The organism is Planktothrix sp. PLAVEN19ND (assembly GCF_057220675.1).
The window spans coordinates 221278-243251 of sequence record NZ_CM170132.1 but is presented as its reverse complement, the minus strand read 5'-3'; the positions used below and the strand labels follow the sequence as shown (position 1 = coordinate 243251).

Sequence of the window (21974 nt, the reverse complement as noted above, 5' to 3'; positions counted from 1 at the left end):
AACTTAGGGGTTTTAAACCCATTTTTCCGATAAATTAACCGTTAAGGTTTTTCCATTAACCAACACTTTATCCCCTGTGACTAACTTTCGTCCCCTGCGAGTTTCAACCTCACCATTGACTTCAACATCACCAAATTTAATTAGGATTTTGGCTTGTCCCCCGGTGGAGACTTCACCCATAAATTTTAGAAATTGATCGAGTTTAATGGTTTCAGACATAAATCAAAATCGGTAAACAGTAAACAGTTATAGCAAGAGGCAATAGGGAATAGGCAATCTCGCTATAGGTAAATACTTACTGTGAGCAGCTTTTAGCTTTCAAGAATGTCCTAATAGATGTAGAGACTGCTATATCAGTTATCAGTGTAAGATTTATCAGTGTTTACAGTTAATAAAAAATTAACTGTAAACTTCCTAACTGATAACTGTTTACTGATGACTGATAACTGATTTTATTCGTCTTCGTCCTCGTCGTCTTCGTATTCGTCATCAATTAACTCATCATCGAGGATAGCCGATAATAAAGGATCATCTTCACTATCTTCAAATAGGACTTTGCTGCCTTTGCCGAAACTAGAGGTTGCTGCTTTGGGTTCTGGGGGTAATTCCCGTTCAAAACTGTTATAGACCCGGGCGGTTTTATCATCCAAGACCACATCCCGCAGTTCGTCCTCGTCTTCCTCATCCAAATACAACGTCCCGTTATCGAAGCCATACTCGGCATTACCGGATTCCTCATAGGCATTGAATCCCGTTCCCGCCGGAATCAGGCGTCCGATAATCACGTTTTCCTTGAGACCGCGTAACCAGTCGGATTTGCCCTCAATCGCCGCTTCAGTCAAGACCCGGGTGGTTTCTTGGAAACTAGCCGCCGAGATAAAGCTATCGGTATTTAAGGACGCCTTGGTAATCCCCAATAACACGGGGGTATATTTGGCGGGGGCACTTCCAGTAATCGACATGGCATCATTCACCTGTTCCACCTGGCGCAGTTCCACCAATTCCCCAGGTAACATAGTCGTATCGCCCCCATCATCAATCCGCACCTTAGAGGTCATCTGACGGACAATCACCTCAATATGCTTATCGGAAATATCAATCCCCTGGGACTGATACACCGACTGCACCTCGTTGACCAGGAACGCTTGACACTGGCGGAAACTGCCCAAAGCCGCATCATACATTCCTTCCCCCTGTTCCAGATAATGGTCATAGAACACTTCTAGGATTTCATGGGGATTGCTAGGGCCATCGGTCAGGGTTTGTCCGGCTTCTACTTTGTGACCATCGGAGACAATTGGGGATTGACCCGAACCCAGGGGATAATCCGTAACCGTGCCATCATTTTCAATCACCCGTAGTTCGGTGACGTCATCATCCATCGTCACCTGGGCAGTTCCCGGACGTCGGGCTAAAACGCAGGCTTCCTTGGGTTTGCGGGCTTCTAATAATTCTTCAATTCGGGGCAACCCTTGAATAATATCTCCGGTTTTGGCCCGTTCAAACACCAGCAACACCAAGTTATCCCCCCGTTGTACCAAGTCTCCGTCCTTAACGTGGAGAATGGCACCGGAAGACACCCGATAGGGCCGACCCCGACGCAGGGTAATCTGATTTCCCGTGACCGGGATAGTCCCCTGACCCACGATTTTGTCACCAACGGCAATGACTTGACCGGACTCCGATAGCTTAATCCCTTCAGCAATTTCAATCCCTTCTACCAACAGTTGACCCAATTTCACCGTCGGTTTAACGCCTTCGGGCAACTCAATGGTCATTTGGTCAATATCTCGTACCACTAAACAACGGCGCAGAATTTCCGACCCCGACCGAATCCCCTGAATAATCCCGTCTTCCTTACACATGATTTCCGTGCGGGTGACCACGGCGCCTTTTTCTATTTCATCTCCATCCTTGACCAGTAACCGAGTGCGGGTACTACCCTGGGTGGCATCAGCAATTACATCCCGACGAATTACCAAGGATTCTAAAATCACTAACTGTAACTTCCTGACATCGGGGTCATTCTCATCGGGCAGTAACTCAATATCAGCCGCTAACTGCGGGGCTTCGATGCCAATACTAATCACTAACTGGGTTCGTAGCAGTTCCACCCCTTCCACAGACCGTACCCGTTCCCCATCTTTATAGGTTAAACGTTGCACGGCTCGCAGGACAATAGATTCGTTCAGAGATTCCTGAGAAGGTACAGTAGGATTTTCGGGAACGCTAAACTCCACCACAGGGCGCAACAGCAAGGCTGGGCCTTCGGGAGTTTCCACATATTCCACATAATGCAAGTCCTGAGACACAATTCCCGGAATCACCTCTTGGCCGGGATTGACAATCTGGCCATCAATCGCCATCACCATTTCCGGGTCATCCACCAGATGCAGTTCCCCGGGTTTGATGACGATTTCTCGCAGAATATCATTTTTCTGAGTAACTTCAATCACCCCATTACTCTGACAGAAGATATCCTTAACCACTTCCATCCCCGCTTCCACATACTGTCCATCCTCAGTTAACAGTAGGGAAATATCCTTATTCACCTCATGGCATTCTTCGGGAATCCATAATAAAGTGCCTCCCTGGGTGACTTCATAACCCTGTTTTCCCTTACCCCGTTTGGCGACTTCCACCCCGGCGTATTTAATAATCCCCCCGGTTTTGGTGCGGTAGCTATCATCCATCAGTTCCGCAATCACATCGTGGTTTTCCACTTTGGAACCCGGACTGACTTTGAGCATGAAGCGATGGTTACTATTGGTTTCAATAATATGTTGTTCCCGTCCCTGCATCTGTACTAAGCGAACTAAGGCTTGATCCAGCAATACCGAAGCGGTAATAATCTCAATTTCCCGAGGTAGCTCATCGGGAGCAAACTGTTCCCGAATTCGGACTAATCCCCCATGCTCAGAAACCAGTTTGGTTTGGGCGAGAACGCTTCCTGGATGCACCTGGTCACCATTTTTGACCAATGGTTCCGCCGCCGGGGGCAGGTTATACACTTCTCCTCCGAGAACCCAAATCAGCCCCCCCCGTTGGGCGATGCGGGTCATGTTCCCTTGACGGTCGGTTTTTTCTTCGGGAACCACATCAGCAAATTTGACTTCCCCAGCTAAGTCCGTGGCCACGTCCTTGGTGGCTTTTTCCGTGGTTTTCCGGGCTGTCCGACCCCCAGCGGCAATTTCCGCTAGGATTTCGTCAGCTTTGACCCTTTGGCCTTCTTGAACAATAATCGTTGTTCCTTGGGCGATACTGTGTTTTTCGGTGTTTTTTCCGCCACCTTCGACAATAATCTGGCCGGTGCTTTCCACGATAAAGGCATCATCCCCGTGACGGGTACGGAAGGGACGGACTCGCAGGGATTTGGAGAACTTGACTACCCCATCAATTCGAGCTCGGATCATTCCGGCGGCTTCGGCGGTGAATACCCCTCCAGTGTGGAATGTCCGCATGGTTAACTGGGTTCCGGGTTCGCCGATACTCTGGGCGGCAATAATTCCCACCGCTTCCCCCAGGTTAACGTTATGACCATGGGCTAAACTCCAGCCATAGCAATGTTGACAGACGGAACGATTGGCTTCACAGGTTAGAGGCGATCGCAATAGCACTTCCTCAACCCCGGCTTCCTGAATAGCTAGGGCTAACTCCTCACTCACGGAGTGATTTTTCACCGCCTGTTCTGACTGATATGTGACAATTTCTCCGGTTTCCGGGTGGCGAACATCTTCCCCTAACACCCGGCCCATTAACCGATCTTTGATCGGAATTAACACCCGTTCCCCATCGGTCATACTGCGAGTCCAAATCCCCTTGCTGGTTCCGCAGTCAATTTCCCGCAGGATCACATCCTGGGAAACGTCTACTAAACGGCGGGTTAAATACCCTGAGTCGGCGGTTCGTAGGGCCGTATCTACTAGACCTTTACGCGCCCCATAGGAGGAAATAATATATTCCGTAACGGTTAAGCCTTCCCGGAAGTTGGTTTTAATCGGTAAATCAATAATCTCCCCTTGGGGATCGGCCATTAATCCCCGCATTCCTACTAACTGACGGACTTGGGAAATATTCCCCCGGGCGCCGGAGAAGGCCATCATATAAACGGAGTTCAGGGGGTTACTGGCTTTAAAGTTTTCCACCACCCGATCTTTCAGGGCTTCGGACGTCCCATTCCAAGTATCAATAACTTTTTGGAACCGTTCAACTTCGGTAATTTCCCCTTTAATATAACGGCGTTCTGTATTTCTAATTTCTTCTTCCGCTTCTTCTAATAAGGCTTTTTTGGAAGGGGGAATCTGTAAGTCATCAACACTAATAGAAACCCCGGCTTTTGTGGCATAGGTAAACCCTAATTCCTTTAATTCATCGGCAATTTGGGCGGTACGAGCCGTGCCATAATTCATAAAAGCCCAGGACATGATTTTCTTTAATTGTCCTTTATCAATAACTTGATTCCGAAAGATTTTTTTGTTAGTCATGATGTAAATCAGTTATCAGTTATCAGTTATCAGTTACCAGTGCAAGATTAATCAATGTAGAGACGTTGCATGCAACGTCTCTACACTGATTACTGTATTAGTGTGTCTTGAACGGTTTTATTGAAAATGACACGTCCCGGGGTAGTACGGATATATTGAGCTAGAATATTACCCTCGGAATCTTCTCGAACTCGTCGCATTAGTTTCCCTGTTTTTTTGCCCACATAAGTTTTAGTGATCACTCCAGTTAAGTCGTCTGTATGTTCGACTCCTATCTGTTCTGTTTCATCCGATAAAATCTCCCCATCAAATCGCACCATAACATAGGAATGTAAACCCAAAGCACCCTGTTTATAGGCTAAGATTACGTCTTCTAAATCAGCAAAATAGCGGTGACTTTGATCCTCTAATTTGGGGTTTTCTGCGGTTAAATAATAACATCCCAACACCATATCCTGACTGGGTGTCACAATCGGTCTACCCGTGGCTGGGGATAGGATATTATTCGAGGCTAACATCAATAACCGAGCTTCAGCCTGGGATTCAATCGATAGGGGGACGTGAACAGCCATTTGGTCACCGTCAAAGTCAGCGTTAAAGGCGGGACAAACTAACGGATGCAGTTGAATCGCCCGACCATCGACTAAAATCGGTTCAAAGGCTTGAATCCCTAAACGGTGCAAGGTTGGGGCGCGGTTTAGCATCACCGGATGTCCTTGGATGACTTCTTGTAAGACTTCCCAAATGCTGGCATCATTCCGTTGAATCAGTTTTTTCGCCGCTTTAATATTGTTCACTAATCCTTGACGAATTAGGCGGTTAATTACAAAGGGTTGGAACAATTCAATTGCCATTTCCCGTGGTAAACCGCACTGGTGCATTCTTAATTTTGGCCCCACCACGATAACCGAACGTCCAGAATAATCGACCCGTTTTCCTAATAGGTTTTGACGGAATCGTCCTTGTTTTCCTTCGATAATATCGGAGAGGGATTTTAAGGGTCGATTATTCGCCCCCACCACCGTCCGACCCCGGCGACCGTTATCAATTAAGGCATCAACAGCTTCCTGTAACATCCGTTTTTCGTTACGGATAATAATTTCTGGGGCGAGAATTTCCTGCAACCGGGCTAACCGATTATTTCGGTTAATCACCCGACGATATAGGTCGTTTAAGTCGGAGGTGGCAAATCGACCCCCATCTAACTGCACCATTGGCCGTAAATCGGGAGGAATGACGGGAATCACATTCAAAACCATCCAATCTGGTTTGGAACCTGTCGCCACAAAGTTATCAATTACCCGCAATCGTTTAATTAATTTGGCGCGTTTTTGTCCCTTAGCAACGGCAATTTCTTCGCGTAATCTTTCGGCTTCTTCTTCTAAGGGAATATCTTCGAGCAAACGGGAAATGGCTTCGGCTCCAATTCCGACTTCAATTCCGGTTAAGGTGGAATCCTCACTATAAATTTGGTCTTCAATTTCTAACCAAGTATCTTCAGTTAATAACTGTTTATATGATAGGCCATCATAGTTACCCGGATTTAACACCACATAGGCGTTAAAATAAACAACCTGTTCTACATCCCGCAATGGCATATCTAATAAAATAGCCATATAACTGGGAATCCCTTTCAGATACCAAACATGGGTCACAGGAGCGGCTAGTTTAATAAAACCCATCCGGTGACGACGAACCCGGGATTCTGTTACCTCCACCCCGCAGCGTTCACAGACAATTCCACGATGTCTTACCCGTTTATATTTCCCACAATGACATTCCCAATCCTTTGCCGGGCCAAAAATTCGTTCACAAAATAACCCGTCCATCTCCGGTTTCAGGGTTCTGTAATTAATGGTTTCAGGTTTTGTGACCTCTCCAACCACCTGACCATTCGGTAGGGCTCTTTCTCCCCACTGGCGAATGCGTTCTGGAGAAGCGATTCCAATTTTAACGTAATCAAACCGTTGTTCAATTTTAGCCATTTTATTCAGGGAATAGGGAACAGGGAACGGGGAACAGGGAATAGTAAAGAATTCAACAGTTGGTTAACTTCTCAACTGATAACTCCTCAACTGTTAACTGTTAACTGATGACTGATAACTGATGACTGATAACTGATAACTGTTAACTGATGACTGATAACTGATTACTCGTCTTCTTCGACTGAACTACTTAAATCATAAGTAGGTTTAGCGGGGGCAAAGTTATTGGAGGTGTAGGTCATCCGGGTAGCTGGAATATCAGCCATCAGGTCTACTTCCACATCTCGGCTTCCACCTTCGTCGGTGGTTTCCACTTTATGCACCGCAATATCCAAACACAACGACTGCAACTCTCGCATCAACACCTTGAAGGACTCCGGTGTCCCAGGACGGGGAATGGCTTTACCCTTAACAATAGCGTTGAGGGCTTCGTTGCGTCCCTGCATATCGTCGGATTTGACCGTTAACAACTCCTGCAAGGTATAAGCGGCTCCGAAGGCTTCCAAGGCCCAAACCTCCATTTCTCCAAACCGTTGTCCTCCTTGTTGGGCTTTTCCTCCCAAGGGTTGCTGAGTTACCAAAGAGTAGGGGCCAGTAGACCGGGCGTGAATCTTATCATCAACCAAGTGAACTAGTTTCAACATATAGGCAATCCCCACGGTGACGGGTTGGTCAAAGGGTTCTCCGGTACGACCGTCATAAACAATGCTTTTCCCAGGATAATTTTCGTTAAATAACCAATCTTTCTTGGTTTTATCCCGGGCCTCTTTTAACTTCCCGTGCACGGTTTCCCGAGACATTTCTGGCCCGTGCATTTCATCAAAGGGAACCACTTTGAAGCGTTTTTTCAGGTTTTGACCCGCCCACCCTAATAAACATTCAAAGATTTGGCCGACGTTCATCCGACTGGGTACACCCAAGGGATTCAAGACAATATCCACAGCCCGACCATCGGGGAGATAGGGCATATCCTCAATCGGCAGAATCCGAGACACAATCCCTTTATTCCCGTGGCGTCCGGCCATTTTGTCCCCGACTTGGATTTTGCGTTTTTGCGCCACATAAACCCGCACCACCATATTCGCCCCCGGGGGTAACTCATCCCCCTGTTCCCGGGTGAAGACGCGGACATCCACAACCCGACCTTTTTCTCCATTGGGAACCCGCAGGGAGTTATCCCGTACATCCCGGGCTTTTTCTCCGAAAATTGCCCGCAGTAATTTTTCTTCCGGGGGTTGGTCGGATTCCCCTTTGGGGGTGACTTTCCCGACTAAAATATCCCCTGATTCCACCCAAGCCCCGACTCGAATAATCCCGTTTCCATCGAGTTGGCGTAGGGAGTCTTCCCCGACGTTGGGAATTTCCCGGGTAATTTCTTCCGGGCCGAGTTTGGTTTGTCGGGCTTCAATTTCGTATTTTTCAACGTGGATGGAGGTGTAAATATCCTCTTGGACTAAACGCTCACTAATTAAAATCGCGTCTTCGTAGTTATATCCCTCCCAAGGCATATAAGTCACTAGGATATTATGACCTAAAGCCAGTTCAGCCCCTTCGGTGGAGGAACCATCGGCTAACACCTGACCCGCCACCACCTGATCTCCTTCATAAACCAAGGGGCGCTGGTTTAAACAAGTATCTTGGTTAGAACGTTGATATTTTTGTAACTCATATTCATGTTCTTTGCCCGTGGTATCCATGACCCGGATACAAGACCCGTCAATATAGCTAACTTCCCCATCGGTACGGGAGACAATCACCATCCCGCTATCCCGGGCGGCTTGGGCTTCTAGTCCGGTTCCGACTAAGGGCCGTTGTGGACGGAGCAGGGGGACGGCTTGCCGTTGCATATTAGACCCCATCAAGGCCCGGTTGGCGTCGTCGTGTTCCAAGAAGGGAATCAAGGAGGTGGCGACGGAGACAATCTGTACCGGAGATACGGCGGCATAGTCCACCTGCATGGGAGTTGTGGTGGTGAACTCCTGGCGATAGCGCACCGGCACAATATCCCCTAAAATTGTCCCCTCGGCATCGGTTCTAATATCCCCTGGAGCAACCCGCAGGTCGTCTTCTTCGTCGGCGGTCATGTACACCGCAGGTAAGTCTCGACGGACTTTACCATTTTCGACTTTATTGTAGGGGGTGGCAATAAATCCGTAGGGGTTGACCCTGGCTAAGGTTGCCAAAGACCCAATTAATCCGGCGTTTGGCCCCTCTGGGGTTTCAATCGGACAAATCCGACCGTAGTGGCTGGGGTGAATATCTCGGACAGCAAAACCAGCGCGTTCCCGGGTTAGTCCCCCTGGGCCAAGGGCGGATAAACGGCGTTTATGGGTCAGTTCCGCTAGGGGATTGGTCTGATCCATAAACTGCGATAATTGGGAACTACCGAAGAATTCTTTAATGGCAGCCACTAGGGGTTTGGGGTTGACCAGGGAGGCCGGAGTTAAGGCGTCGGCGTCACTTACGGTCATCCGTTCTCGGATAATTCTTTCTAAGCGGTTTAAACCGACCCGAATTTGGTTTTGCAGCAGTTCGCCCACTGACCGTACCCGACGATTTCCTAAGTGGTCAATGTCATCGGTTTCGCCAATATCAAATTCTAGGTTAATCAAATAATCAATCGCCGAGAGAATATCAACGGAAGTTAACACCCGGGTAGTATCGGGAATGGTCAGCCGCAGTTTCTTATTCAGTTTATAACGTCCGACCCGTCCCAGGTCATAGCGTTTGGCATCAAAGAAGCGGTTATTAAGTAACTGTTCCCCACCAGCTACCGTCGGGGGTTCCCCGGGACGGAGTTTGCGGTACAGTTCCATTAAGGCGTCATCTTCGGTAAATTCCCCTTCCCGTTCAATGGTTTTTTCAAAGTATTCGGGGTGACGCAGGGCATCGAAAATTTCGTTATTGGTGAGTCCCAAGGCTTTTAATAAGACCTGGGCGGATAGTTTGCGGGTTTTATCAATTCTGACCCACACTAGGTCATTTTTATCGGTTTCAAATTTTAACCAGGCGCCTCGGTTGGGAATTAGGGACGCACTATATGTCCGTCGGCCGTTTTTATCAATTTCAGATTTATAATAAACCCCGGGACTTCTCACAATTTGGTTGACGATGACTCGTTCAGCCCCATTGATAATAAAAGTTCCCCGTTCTGTCATTAGGGGTAAGTCCCCAATAAAGACTTCTTGTTCTTTAATTTCTCCAGTTTCTTTATTAATTAAACGAGTCGGAACGTACATTTGAACGGCATAGGTACTATCCCGTCGTTTGGCTTCATCAACGTCATATTTAGGACGTTTAAGTTTATAGTCTTTAGCTAAAAAATGCAGTTCCAGTTTCCCTGTATAGTCGGTAATAGGGGAAAAACTTTCTAATTCTTCAATCAACCCGGCTTCTAAAAACCAACGGAAACTTGACCGTTGAATTTCAATTAAGTCAGGAAGTAAAAAAGTGGGTTCGTTATGGGTTAGACTTGCCATTTATCAGTTATCAGTAATCAGTTATCAGTAATCAGTGATTGAGTTAATTGTTATCAGTTATCAATAATCAGTTATCAGTCATCAGTCATCAGTTAATCGTTAAGAAGTTTACAGTTAATTTATTAACTCCTCAACTGATAACTCCTCAACTGATAACTGTTAACTGTTAACTGATAACTGAAAGAGTTGACAGGCGTTATCGGTGGTTTGTTGAGATAGGGTTTCTAGGGAAATGTCCCGTAGTCGGGCAACGGTTTCGGCAACATGGCGCACAAAGGCGGGTTCGTTCCGTTTTCCCCGTTGGGGAACAGGCGCTAGAAAAGGACAGTCCGTTTCGATTAAAATTCGATCAGACGGAACTAGACGGGCGCATTCCTGAATGGCGATCGCATTTTTAAAGGTCACGGTTCCGCTAAAGCTGATATACAGTCCCAATTCTAAAAACGACTGTTGTTCCTCGGGAGTGCCTCCCCAACAGTGCATGACCCCGGAAACTTTGCCCCGTTGTTGCCAAAATTGCCTTAGTAGAGGAATCATGCTTTCTGTCGCCTCCCGACAATGGATAATCACAGGTTTATGCAAACGATAGGCAATTTCTAGCTGTTCGGTAAAAACCTGGATTTGTTGATCTCGGTTATCGGCTTTATAGAAATCCAGCCCCATTTCCCCAATCGCAACGACTCTATCATCGGATTGGGCAAGTTGGGTAATGGTTTGGGCCGAGGTAGAATCCCAGAGTTTAGCATCCAAGGGATGCAACCCAACAGCAAAGCTGAGTTCCGGGACTTGATTGGCAATTTCCTGTATTTCCTGAAATTCTCCCGGGTGAACACAGGAATGCACCAAACGGACTACTCCCGCCTCTTGCCATCTCTGCCGAATTGCGTCTAAATCCGATGCCAAGGCTTTGAAGTTAATATGGACGTGGGTATCGATCAGTTGCATAGTCCCTTTACTCAGATTGATCAGCAATCAGTGATCAGGATCAAGACGTGCCGATATCGAGCCATGCTGTTAGGCGATTGGCGCGTCCGTAATCAGTTATTGGTTTTTTCGTGCCAGCGTCCTCGCCGACTCCTTTATATTCTTATTAGCTGTTTACTCATAACTGATTACTGATTACCGTTGACTGATCACTGATGAGCTAGGCTGCAACAGTTTGGTGGCGCTTTAAAGCTCTAGCCAAGCGAGATTTTTTCCGAGCACCATTGTTAGGATGCAGCACGCCCTTTTTCACGGCTTTGTCGATTTTACTAAAGGCAGCCGACATTTGTTGATTGACGGCGGTGAGATTATCGGTTGTAGGGTCAGTCCCGAATTTATCAACAGAGGTCAGACATTTTTTCATTAAAGTCTTGACGGCTGACTTGTAAGATTTATTACGCAACCGATTGCGCTCTGCGATTTCGACTCGTTTGACAGCAGATTTAATATTAGCCATAGGTTCTGATTGAAGAAGACGCAGGTATTCCGATTAGAGATACTAAGTTACAGACATACCAATATAACATTTATTTTGTCAAATTTAACCAAACTTCCTATTCACCTACAGGAAGCATCACAAAAATTATGGACTCCAGTCATTGTAGCAAAAAAAAAGGGTTTAACGCTCTGTTCTTGGTTCAACAAGCCCCGTAACCATCTAGGATAGCTTTTTGTGCTATACTGAACCAGGTATGAATCCCCAGAGTGTTGCCCCAGTGGCTAGAACTCTAAAGTATCGCTTAAGGATACAAAGTCTGGGTATGGACAGGGAAACCAGGGGTAGAGGTTCATCCCGGTTGTCTGTTCCGTATCTGCTTCTGTGTGTGTTTTTTAAGGTTGGCACTCCGAATCACCATGCTGCGAATTATTACTCAGTGGGTTGAAGCACAAGCTGAATTGCGACGGATCTCTGACCGTACCCATGATGACGCGATGATCCATAAAGAAGCAACCGTGCGGGAAGTCTTGCAAACGGTTCGGCGTCAAGGGGATAAGGCACTTCTGCACTATACGGAAGAATTCGATCAAAAAATATTGACATTAGATGAGTTGCGGGTGAGTGGTTCGGAGTTGGACGCAGCTTACCAGCAAGTATCGAAGGAATTGTTGGATGCGATCCAATTTGCCCGCCAACAAATTGAAGCCTTTCACCGCCAGCGCACACCTAAGTCCTGGGTGCAGTTTGGAGAGGATGATATTGTCCTGGGCAAACGGTTTACTCCCGTTGACCGGGCGGGTTTATATGTACCTGGGGGAAAAGCTTCGTACCCCAGTACGGTTTTGATGAATGCGGTTCCGGCTCAGGTAGCCAAGGTTCCCCGAATTGTGATGGTGACTCCCCCAGGGCCAGATTCTAAGGTGAACCCGGCGGTGTTGGTGGCGGCTCAAGAGGCGGGGGTTCAGGAGATTTATCGGGTCGGTGGGGCGCAGGCGATCGCAGCTTTGGCCTATGGTACGGAAACGATCCCGAAGGTGGATGTGATTACTGGCCCGGGCAATATTTATGTCACCTTGGCAAAAAAATTGGTTTATGGCACGGTGGGGATTGATTCCCTGGCTGGGCCATCGGAAGTTCTGATTATTGCTGATGGGGCGGCGAACCCGGTTCATGTGGCGGCGGATTTATTAGCCCAGGCTGAACATGATACCCTGGCGGCGGCAATTTTATTAACAACGGATTCGGCCTTAGCCCGGCAGGTGGTGGCGGAGGTGGAACGACAGTTGGTGAACCATCCCCGACGCACGTTGACGGAAAAAGCGATCGCCCACTATGGGGTGGTGGTGGTTGTCGATTCCTTAGAGGCCGCGGCGGAGTTGTCCAATGAGTTTGCCCCGGAACATTTGGAATTAGAAGTAGCCGAACCCTGGGACTTACTGGAGAAAATTCGCCATGCCGGGGCAATATTTTTGGGTTGTTCGACCCCGGAAGCGGTTGGGGATTATTTAGCTGGCCCTAACCATACTTTACCGACATCGGGGGCAGCCCGTTATGCCTCGGCCCTGGGGGTAGAAACGTTTATGAAACATTCGAGTTTAATTCAGTATTCCCCCACGGCTTTACAGAAGGTTGCAGGCGCTATTCAGGTGTTGACGCTGGCTGAGGGTTTACCTTCCCATGGGGACTCGGTAAGGTTGAGAACGGAACCTTCACTGTGAGTGATGGCTGTTAACTTTGAGGTCTTACCTTTAGAATAAGGGTTTGAAGTGGTAGGATTTCAAGGCGCGGTGATTTTCCAGTTGTTTAAAGGAGACGTTTTTGTGCTAAATACGATTTTGGTTGCTGTGGATGATTCACCAACTGCTAAGTTTGTGATTAAGGCGCTGGGTCAACTGCAATTGCAGCCCACAACCAACGTGATCTTCTCTCATGTTGTTCCGACGGTGGAATCGGATTTTGATCTGGTGGCGGATCGGCCCGGCCACCGGACGGATGAATTTCCCTATGGTCATCTGGAAAAGCAACTACGGGTTTATCAAGATCAGTTAGATTGTGAGACGGAAATTGAGATCGTAGCGGGTGATCCGGCGGAAGAAATCATTCGATTGGCCAATATTTATCAGGCGGATCTGATTATTATTGGAAATCGAGGATTAACGGGAGTCAAGCGAATCTTGGAAGGATCGGTGAGTTCTCAGGTGGTTTCAGAGGCGAATTGTTCGGTTTTGGTGGTTAAGGAAATTTAAAGTGAGTGGTAAGTTGCGATCGCCAATCAGTCTTTAAGTATCAATTTATCTAATCTAAATAAGCGCATTAAGCCCCAAACCTGCAACGTTGGAGTTGGCTTTTTGGGCAACTTAATAATAGTAATAAATCCTATTTTAAGTAAAGTAACCAAATATAACGCTAAATATAGCGGAAAATAAGATTTTTGTCAATCCCTGTCACTAAATATGGAATTAGAGTACAGTGGTAAGGCGTCAATTCATTATAGCATTGGGTAAAAATATTGACTATGCAATCAACATCACCATCCCTTACCATCACCCCTAATAAAAATATTAAAGTTATTAAACGAGATGGTAGTCTGGCCCCATTAGATGTCTCTAAAATTCGAGAAGTCGTTAACTGGGCTTGTGAGGGAATGGAGGCGAATCCGATTACCCTAGAAGCGGGACTCACCACCCGTCTGCGCCATGGTGTGACCACCCGAGAAATTCAGGATAATTTAATTAATTGCGCCTTGGAGTTATGCAGCCCCTCCGACCCAAACTGGCGTTATGTGGCGGGAAGACTACAGATTTGGAGTTTATGGAAGGATACCTTAGTCCGTCGGGGTTATGAATACGGCGACTATTGCAGAACGGTTCATAATAAAGTGGAACAGGGACAATATGACGTTCGGATTCTGACCTACACCGCCGAGGAACTTCAAGAAGCCGGCAGTTGGATCAACCCCGAATGGGATAAGGATTATGATTATGCTGGGGCTGTTTTGTTAAATAAACGCTATTTATTAACGGATGAATTACCCCAGGAAGCTCTATTAACCTGTGCATTGCTATTAGCAATTGTGGAAAAACCCGAAAATCGGTTATTTTGGGCTAGAAAGTTTTATCAAGCGATCGCCGGGCGGAAAGTTTCCTTAGCCACCCCAATTTTAGCAAATTTAAGGATTCCTCACGGCTCCTTAAGTAGCTGTTTTATCACGGCAATGGATGATAATTTAGAAAGTATTTTTGACACGATTAAAGATGCCGCTAGAATTTCTAAAAATGGCGGGGGTGTGGGTACAAATGTCAGCCGAGTCCGGGCAACGGGCAGTTGGGTGATGGGGAAACAAAACACCTCGGGGGGTGTGATTCCTTGGATTAAATTATTAAATGATACGGCGATCGCCGTGAATCAAGGCGGACGTCGAGCGGGGGCGATTACGGTGAGTTTAGATGTCTGGCATTTGGACGTTCCTGAATTCCTAGAAATGCAGACGGAAAATGGCGATCAACGTCGCAAAGCCTATGATATTTTTCCTCAATTAGTGATTCCTGATGAGTTCATGCGTCGGGTAATCAGTCGAGAGGATTGGACACTGGTTGATCCCTATGAAGTTAGGGAAAAACTGGGCATTGAATTAGCCACAACTTGGGGGGAATCCTTTGAAAGTGTTTATCAAAAAATAGAAGCCAACTTAGATACGGAAATCACCCTTTATAAAAAGGTTAATGCCCGGGATTTATTTAAGTTGATTATGCGTTCCCAAGTGGAAACCGGAATGCCCTATTTATGGTTTAAGGATACCTCAAATCGGGCAAATCCGAATCAACATGAAGGCTATATTCCCGGGGGGAATTTATGTCAGGAAAGTTGGTCAAATGTCAAGCCCGGAGAGGAAGCCCATACTTGCAATTTAGATTCGTTAAATTTGGCAAATATTGAACAGGAAGAACTGCCCGAAGTCTGTGAAATTGCGGTGCGAATGTTAGATAATACGATTGAAATTACTAACACTCCTTTTGAAGCCAGTAAAAACCATAACCAAAAATATCGGACAATTGGGGTCGGGGCGATGGGATTAGCCGATTGGTTAGCTAAACGTCGCTTAACCTATAACCATTTAACCGAAATTAGTCATCTGTTTGAGGATATTGGTTTTTATTGTACCAAAACCTCTATGGAACTCGCTAAGGAACGGGGGTATTATCCAGCTTTTCAAGGTAGTGCTTGGAGTCAAGGAAAGTTAATTGGGGCGAAATCTGTAGAGTGGTTTTTGCAACACGCAGCCCAGAAAGAACGCTGGCAACAATTGAGTTTAGATATTCAAAAATATGGGATTCGCAATTCTCATATTACCGCGATCGCCCCTAACACATCTTCTTCCTTAGTTCAAGGATGTACCGCTAGTATTTTACCCTGTTATAGTCGTTTTTTCTATGACAAATGGGCAAAAGGAACGGTTCCCATTGCTCCGCCGTTTCTTCAGGATCATTTTTGGTTTTACCCGGAAAATAAAAGCCTAAATCAACAAATTGTTGTTAAGGCGGTGGCGACGGTTCAAAAGTGGATTGATACCGGAATTTCCATGGAATTAATGTTCAATTTGAATGAGGGCGTGTATTTTCCAGATGAACCCGATCGGGCTATCAAAGCTAAGGATATTTTTGATACCTTAATCTTAGCTTGGCAAGAAGGCTGTAAGGCGGTTTATTATGTCAGAACGGTACAGCGTGATAGTTTCAAAGAAGCCGATGATGGCTGCGTTGCTTGCGCTAATTAAAGGCTAACAGGCTAACTTTATAGAACTATGTCATACTGGTGGAGGAAAGTTATCTTAAATTCCTTGACTTTACGAGTATGACTTTAGACTTTGCTTCATCCCCAGCCCGGGACAAAAATGGGCGTAAAAAGCCCTTAACGATGCCGATCAATCCGATTTTCAATCCCAATGGAAATGATGATATTAATCATCGTTCTATTTGGTTTGGGGAAACCACAAATTTAATGCAAGTGCGACCTGAACTGGTCGTTTGAACTGGGACTGCGAAGTCCTCTAGGGATTTCCACCCCTAGCCCTCGTAGAAAAGACTCGCAAGAGTTCGACGACTACCAAAGTAAGCAATGAAATGGTGGGAATGCACGTCCTAAATGTAGCCTGAAGCTGCTAGGGTTAAGCGGTCAAGGAGCTAGAGGGAAAGATGGGAAGGACGAACATGGTCTAAGTTGTTGATTATGCTGCGTGATAGTTTGAGGAGCCAAATTACCCTGATAGGCTCTAACCAAAATGGTAAGGAGGTGGTCTAAATATATTGCATTTATTTAGACGTGGAAACAAAAAGCCTCCCGCAGTAGAGACAGCCGCCCTAACCCATCGAGAAACTTCAAACGATACAACAGGATAAGCCCTACAAAGTCTTAGTCGAGGTCGAAAAACTAAGTAGGCTAATCGTAAGAAAGGCGGAATCCTTTGGAGGGTAAAGGATGAGAGAAAAAGCGAAAGCCCTTTTGTAATAAGAGGGATAGGGGTTCAAAATTTGCCCCTGACCGAAAGGAATAGCAGACTTCTCTTGGGTCTTATACGGAAAAGACAATGACAAAAGAAACCAAACGGAGATAAAAGTTAGATGTCAGCGAAACTGATAAATGGAGTCAACGGACAATTAGAGGACTGGAACCAAATAAATTGGAAGAAAGCCCACAAGATTGTTAGGAATTTACGTCAAAGAATTTTCCGTGCCAGAAAACTTGGTCAGTGGAAGCAGCTACGACGGCTGCAAAAACTGTTAATCAGAAACTACGCCAACCTATTGCTAAGTGTCAGACAAATTACTCAGGTTAACACCGGAAAGAAAACTGCGGGAATAGATAAGGAGGTTGTAAATACACCCGCACAGCGAGTAAAACTTGTCCAAGAATGGAAGATGCCAAAAGCAAAAGCCACAAGACGGGTGTATATACCCAAAGCAAATGGCAAGAAACGTCCTCTCGGAATTCCCACCGTAAAGGATAGAGTCGCACAGGCAATAGTCAAAAACTCACTAGAACCAGAATGGGAAGCAGTGTTTGAGCCTAATTCGTACGGATTCAGACCCGGAAGAAGCTGTCAGGATGCTATCGCTCAATGTTTCCAAAGATTAAGCGTGAAAAACAGCAGAGAGACAGACTCTTATATTCTGGACGCGGATATTGAAGGATTTTTCGATAACATTGCCCATGAATCCATTCTGAATATGATTAATTCATTTCCCAAAAAGGAACTAATCAAAGAATGGTTAAAAGCAGGATTCGTCTATGATTGTGTCCACAATCCCACCAATACAGGTACTCCGCAAGGAGGTGTTATAAGTCCACTACTGGCTAACATTGGATTACACGGACTAGAGGAAGTAGTTGAAAGCCTACCAGTCTATCAATACCATGACAATGTAAACAAGAAAACTGGTAAGGTCTATCAACATAAAACTAGGACTACTCTAGGTGTCATTCGATATGCAGATGACTTTGTAATAACATCAAGGGATAAAGAGACACTAGAAAAAGTGCTAATCCAGATTAAGCAATGGTTAGCAGAAAGAGGACTTAATATTAGCGAGGAGAAAACAAGGATAGTACACATAGAGGACGGATTCAATTTCTTGGGGTTTAACGTGCGTCGCTATAAAGGCAAACTATTAATCAAACCTCAGAAAGAAAAGGTCTTAGCTTTTTGTCAGAAAATAGGGGAAACCATATCAATGATGAAAGCTTCGACTCAAGAAGAAGTCATCAAGAAGTTAAATCCAATTCTCCGGGGCTTTGCTAACTACTATAGAGGTGTAGTTAGTAAGGAAGTCTTTGAATATATCTCACATAGAGTATGGCAATACCTTTGGACATGGGCGCGGCGTAGGCATCATGCCAAATCAACAGAATGGGTTAAAAAGAAATACTTCACCCGGTTAAAAGGGAAAGATTGGACATTTATGTGTCAAGGGACTGGTAGGAAAGGAAAGGAAAAAACCTATATCCTATATGACATCAGTAGTACACCCATAGAAAGACACATAAAAATCAAAAGCAATAGCAGTCCAGATGACCCTAACCTTAAAGAATATTGGGAGAACCGCAACACAAACAACGGCAAGAAATACTGGGCAAAAGGTTCTAAATATGAACAAGTAGCCAAAGAACAAGGATGGAAATGCGCCGTTTGCGGAGAACACCTATTCAATGGTGAAAATATCGAAACCCATCATATAGTACCTGTTGCAGAAGGTGGAACGGACGACACCGAAAACCTGATGCACCTGCACAGTGCGTGCCATAAGCAGGTACACAGTAAAACCAAGTTTGAAGGCTTGAAGTAAGGCTTGAGCCGTGTGATTAGTAATAGTCACGCACGGTTCTTAGGGGAGGGGAGAGCGGTGACGCTCGAACCTTACCCGACTTAAATGATGTGCGTTATTCCTGGGCCGTGGGTTTGTATAAACAAATGCGCGAGAATTTCGTGCGACTCGTTTTAGCCTAAAGATGCTCAAACCCTTGTGTTATAAAGCATCGGGACGGTTAGTTCCTGAATAGTTTAGGAATAACTTTTGTATCCATCTAGGTGAGCTTAATTTAAGCAAGTCCTAGCCTCTGAGTGCAAGAGGAAACGCCCTGACATATCCATCTTGGATAGCCCCTACTAAGGCGACTGATTATCAATTTAGTAAAGCGGGGACAGTTTCAAAACTGATAATTGCTGAAAACAGTTAAGAAGTGGCAGGAACGTCATGGGTAGAACAAACGAAGTACCGTTGAGCCATCGTTATCGCGCAGCAGGGAATATAAGCTTGTGTTATGGACACGCCCTGCGTCGGAAATAACCGACAAGAGTAGAGAAATCCGATATCGAAATTTTCTGGATTTGCACTTCTCATACCTCCGGTGGAAAGGTACGCCCTAAAACGTTCAAACCAATGGATACAAAGGAACGAGATAACCCAATTTCAAGCTCTTAATATCAGGTCGAAATATTAAGAAGTCAGTCAAGACAAAAATCTAGGAAACTAGGCTGAAATTGGGAAGGATGGGATAAGAAGCAAACGCTCACCATGAATTGACATGGAATGCCTAAAAAGGGATGGGGTAATGCCCGAGATAAGCAGACGTATCTCGCAATATGCTGATAGCTAGATTTTGGAAGTAGTAGGTTAAATGTCTAATTCACATTCGGAAATTAAACCCAATAGTGAGGAATGGAGAAACATCGATTGGCGTAAAGTCGAGAGATATGTCTTCCGCTTACAAAAACGAATCTACGCAGCTTCACGAGATGGCGATGTGAAAAAAGTCCGCCAGTTTCAAAGAACACTCATGAGGTCATGGTCAAGCCGAGTCTTAGCGGTACGACGGGTTACTCAAGATAATCAAGGGAAGAAAACAGCAGAAGTGGATGGAGTTAAATCTTTATCCCCAGAAGCTCGTTTACACCTTGCAGGACGACTTCAGATGACAGGGAAAGCCAAACCAACAAAAAGAGTATGGATACCCAAAAGGAATCAAAAAGAAAAACGTCCGTTAGGAATACCCACAATGTACGACCGCGCAGCACAAGCATTGGTTAAATTAGCCCTAGAACCCGAATGGGAGGCGAAATTTGAACCCAATAGCTATGGCTTTAGACCAGGACGTTCTTGTCACGATGCGATGTGTCAAATTAAAAATCACCTAAAGCATGAAGCTAAATATGTACTACATGCAGATATAGCCAAATGCTTCGATAAAATTGACCATCAAAAATTACTCAATAAACTTGGCATGAAAGGTAAAGTCAAGCATCAAATTAAAGCTTGGCTAAAATCTGGAGTTCTCGATAACAGACAATTTCATGAAACCATTGAAGGAACACCACAAGGGGGAGTTATATCGCCCTTACTGGCTAATATCGCCCTTCATGGATTAGAGGAACGACTAAACGAATATATCAAAACTGTTCCTCTAAAGGACTGGAATCAGACGCAAAATAAATGGCTTGTAAAAAGCAAAGAAAGAAGGATAAGTTCATTGGGATTTATCCGATATGCCGATGATTTTGTAGTTCTTCATAAGGAAAAGTTTGTCATTGAGAAATGCCAAGAAATTATTATTGAGTGGCTGAGTGACATTGGTTTAGAACTCAAACCTGAAAAAACCCGTATTTCTCATAGTTTAGAGACAAATTTATTCTCTAATGGGAAAGCTGGGTTTGATTTCCTTGGCTACCATGTACAACAGTACAAAGTTGGTAAACATCATCAACATAAAGCCGGAAATAAAAAGGTTGAATTTAAAACCTACCTGACTCCAACCCAAGACAATCTCAAAGCTCATCAAGAAAAAATCAAGTCAATTATCCTTAAACATGAAAGTAGCCCCCAATCTGTTTTAATTAAAGAATTAAATCCTGTAATTATCGGATGGAGTCGCTATTATTCATTTTCCGATGCTCAAACATTAGGAATTTTTAAAGGGCAAGATAATTTGACTTATCTAAAACTTAGAAGATGGGCTAAGAAAAGATGTAAAACGATAGGGAAGGCTTCAAGAAAATATTGGAAAAGAGATGGCACAAGAAATTGGGTGTTTATATCCAATGAAGCTAAATTATTTTTCCATGTTGACTTTGAAACCACAAGCAATCCTTTAGTTTACAACAAAGTCAAGGGTGATAAAAGTCCTTATGACGGAGATTGGGCTTACTGGAGCGCAAAATTAGGTAAAAACCCTAACGTACCTCAAAGATTAGCAAAAATCTTAAAGTATCAAAAGGGTAAATGTAACCATTGCGGACATTATTTTTACGATGAAGATGTGATTGAAATTGACCATATTACACCTAAATCACAAGGCGGAAAAGATGAATATAAAAATCTTCAAGCCCTTCATCGCCATTGCCATCATCAGAAGACAAGATTGGATAAACAATCTTGTCAGGAAGTCTGATATTTCAGTAAGCGTATTGAGTAGCCGTGTGAGGTGAAAGTCTCATGCACGGTTTCGGAGGAGAGATGGTTAATGGCAACATTACCATCGACTCTAACTGGGTACCTGAAAAATTAGATATTACTCAGGATGTCGTGGATGTGCGATTCGTTTAACCTAAAGTAAGCTGAAAGGTTTATGGGACGGTTAACCCAGTTGTTAAAACTGGTGATAACTGATTACATTTGTGGGTGAAATTCCGTGAATTAAGTCCCACCCCTCAAGTGCTGAGGTGAAAGCATAACCCCTAGTTTGACTGGGTAGCAACCAACAGATTAAAGCGGGGTTAAAAGGTAGAACTACTGGAAGCCAAATCTGGTAACTATCGAGCAAGAAGTCCATGCGTAGCGCAAGCAAAGATGTGTCTAAACCATCGTTACATCTAATGGTGTAATGGCTAAATCAAGACAAAACTTGATTAACACCAAGCCAAAAGGCAAGAATAAGGCATAAGCGATTATCTACTCGACTTATAAGCACCGCCAATAAATCCGGTGGAAAGCATCACGCTAAAGACCTCAAACAAATGTGTAATCGGAACGAAGTAACCCCTATATATCTCTGGAAAAAGGTCGAAAATCCAGTAAGTAGCTAACGAATGATATGTAGGGAAGGGATGGTGTCA

The 21974-nt window shown here is 45.0% G+C and carries 12 protein-coding genes; 6 read left to right on the top strand and 6 right to left on the bottom strand.

Annotated features, from left to right (window positions below; translation table 11 throughout):
• Positions 1-12: 12 nt before the first annotated feature.
• The 6 genes from AC2D3N_RS01050 to rpsT all read right to left on the bottom strand — a co-directional run bounded on the left by AC2D3N_RS01050 (position 13) and on the right by rpsT (position 11389).
• Positions 13-219: an RNA-binding S4 domain-containing protein gene (locus AC2D3N_RS01050; RefSeq protein ID WP_079677060.1), complete on the bottom strand. Its 207-nt coding sequence runs from the start codon at positions 217-219 to the stop codon at positions 13-15.
• 233 nt (positions 220-452) lie between these two features.
• A complete protein-coding gene (locus AC2D3N_RS01045; protein WP_484693725.1) occupies positions 453-4487 on the bottom strand; it encodes a DNA-directed RNA polymerase subunit beta' in 4035 nt (1344 codons plus the stop codon).
• A gap of 86 nt (positions 4488-4573) precedes the next feature.
• The gene (locus AC2D3N_RS01040) at positions 4574-6469 is read right to left on the bottom strand and encodes a DNA-directed RNA polymerase subunit gamma (protein WP_079679893.1); all 1896 of its coding nucleotides are present in this window, start codon (positions 6467-6469) and stop codon (positions 4574-4576) included.
• Between the two features lie 164 nt (positions 6470-6633).
• On the bottom strand, positions 6634-9948 hold the full coding sequence (gene rpoB / locus AC2D3N_RS01035) for a DNA-directed RNA polymerase subunit beta (RefSeq protein WP_484692521.1): 3315 nt from the start codon (positions 9946-9948) through the stop codon (positions 6634-6636).
• Positions 9949-10107: 159 nt separating this feature from the next.
• The gene (locus tag AC2D3N_RS01030) at positions 10108-10893 is read right to left on the bottom strand and encodes a TatD family hydrolase (RefSeq protein WP_484692520.1); all 786 of its coding nucleotides are present in this window, start codon (positions 10891-10893) and stop codon (positions 10108-10110) included.
• Between the two features lie 199 nt (positions 10894-11092).
• Positions 11093-11389, bottom strand: coding sequence for a 30S ribosomal protein S20 (rpsT, locus tag AC2D3N_RS01025; protein ID WP_079679896.1), 297 nt, complete (start codon positions 11387-11389; stop codon positions 11093-11095).
• A 398-nt stretch (positions 11390-11787) separates the two neighbouring features.
• Here rpsT and hisD point away from each other — a divergent pair, with 398 nt between their 5' ends.
• The 6 genes from hisD (at position 11788) to ltrA (AC2D3N_RS00995) (ending at position 21310) form a co-directional block, all read left to right on the top strand.
• Positions 11788-13089, top strand: a complete 1302-nt coding sequence (hisD, locus tag AC2D3N_RS01020; RefSeq protein ID WP_484692519.1) for a histidinol dehydrogenase — start codon at positions 11788-11790, stop codon at positions 13087-13089.
• Positions 13090-13191: 102 nt separating this feature from the next.
• Positions 13192-13617: a universal stress protein gene (locus AC2D3N_RS01015; RefSeq protein ID WP_079679962.1), complete on the top strand. Its 426-nt coding sequence runs from the start codon at positions 13192-13194 to the stop codon at positions 13615-13617.
• Positions 13618-13886: 269 nt separating this feature from the next.
• Positions 13887-16145, top strand: coding sequence for a ribonucleoside-diphosphate reductase subunit alpha (locus AC2D3N_RS01010; RefSeq protein WP_484692518.1), 2259 nt, complete (start codon positions 13887-13889; stop codon positions 16143-16145).
• A 77-nt stretch (positions 16146-16222) separates the two neighbouring features.
• Entirely contained in the window at positions 16223-16399 is a 177-nt protein-coding gene (locus AC2D3N_RS01005; protein ID WP_484692517.1) for a hypothetical protein, read from the top strand.
• Between the two features lie 590 nt (positions 16400-16989).
• Complete coding sequence (gene ltrA, locus AC2D3N_RS01000; protein ID WP_484692516.1) at positions 16990-18711, top strand: group II intron reverse transcriptase/maturase; 1722 nt, start codon at positions 16990-16992, stop codon at positions 18709-18711.
• Positions 18712-19543: 832 nt separating this feature from the next.
• Positions 19544-21310, top strand: coding sequence for a group II intron reverse transcriptase/maturase (gene ltrA, locus AC2D3N_RS00995; protein WP_484692515.1), 1767 nt, complete (start codon positions 19544-19546; stop codon positions 21308-21310).
• Positions 21311-21974 lie beyond the last annotated feature (664 nt).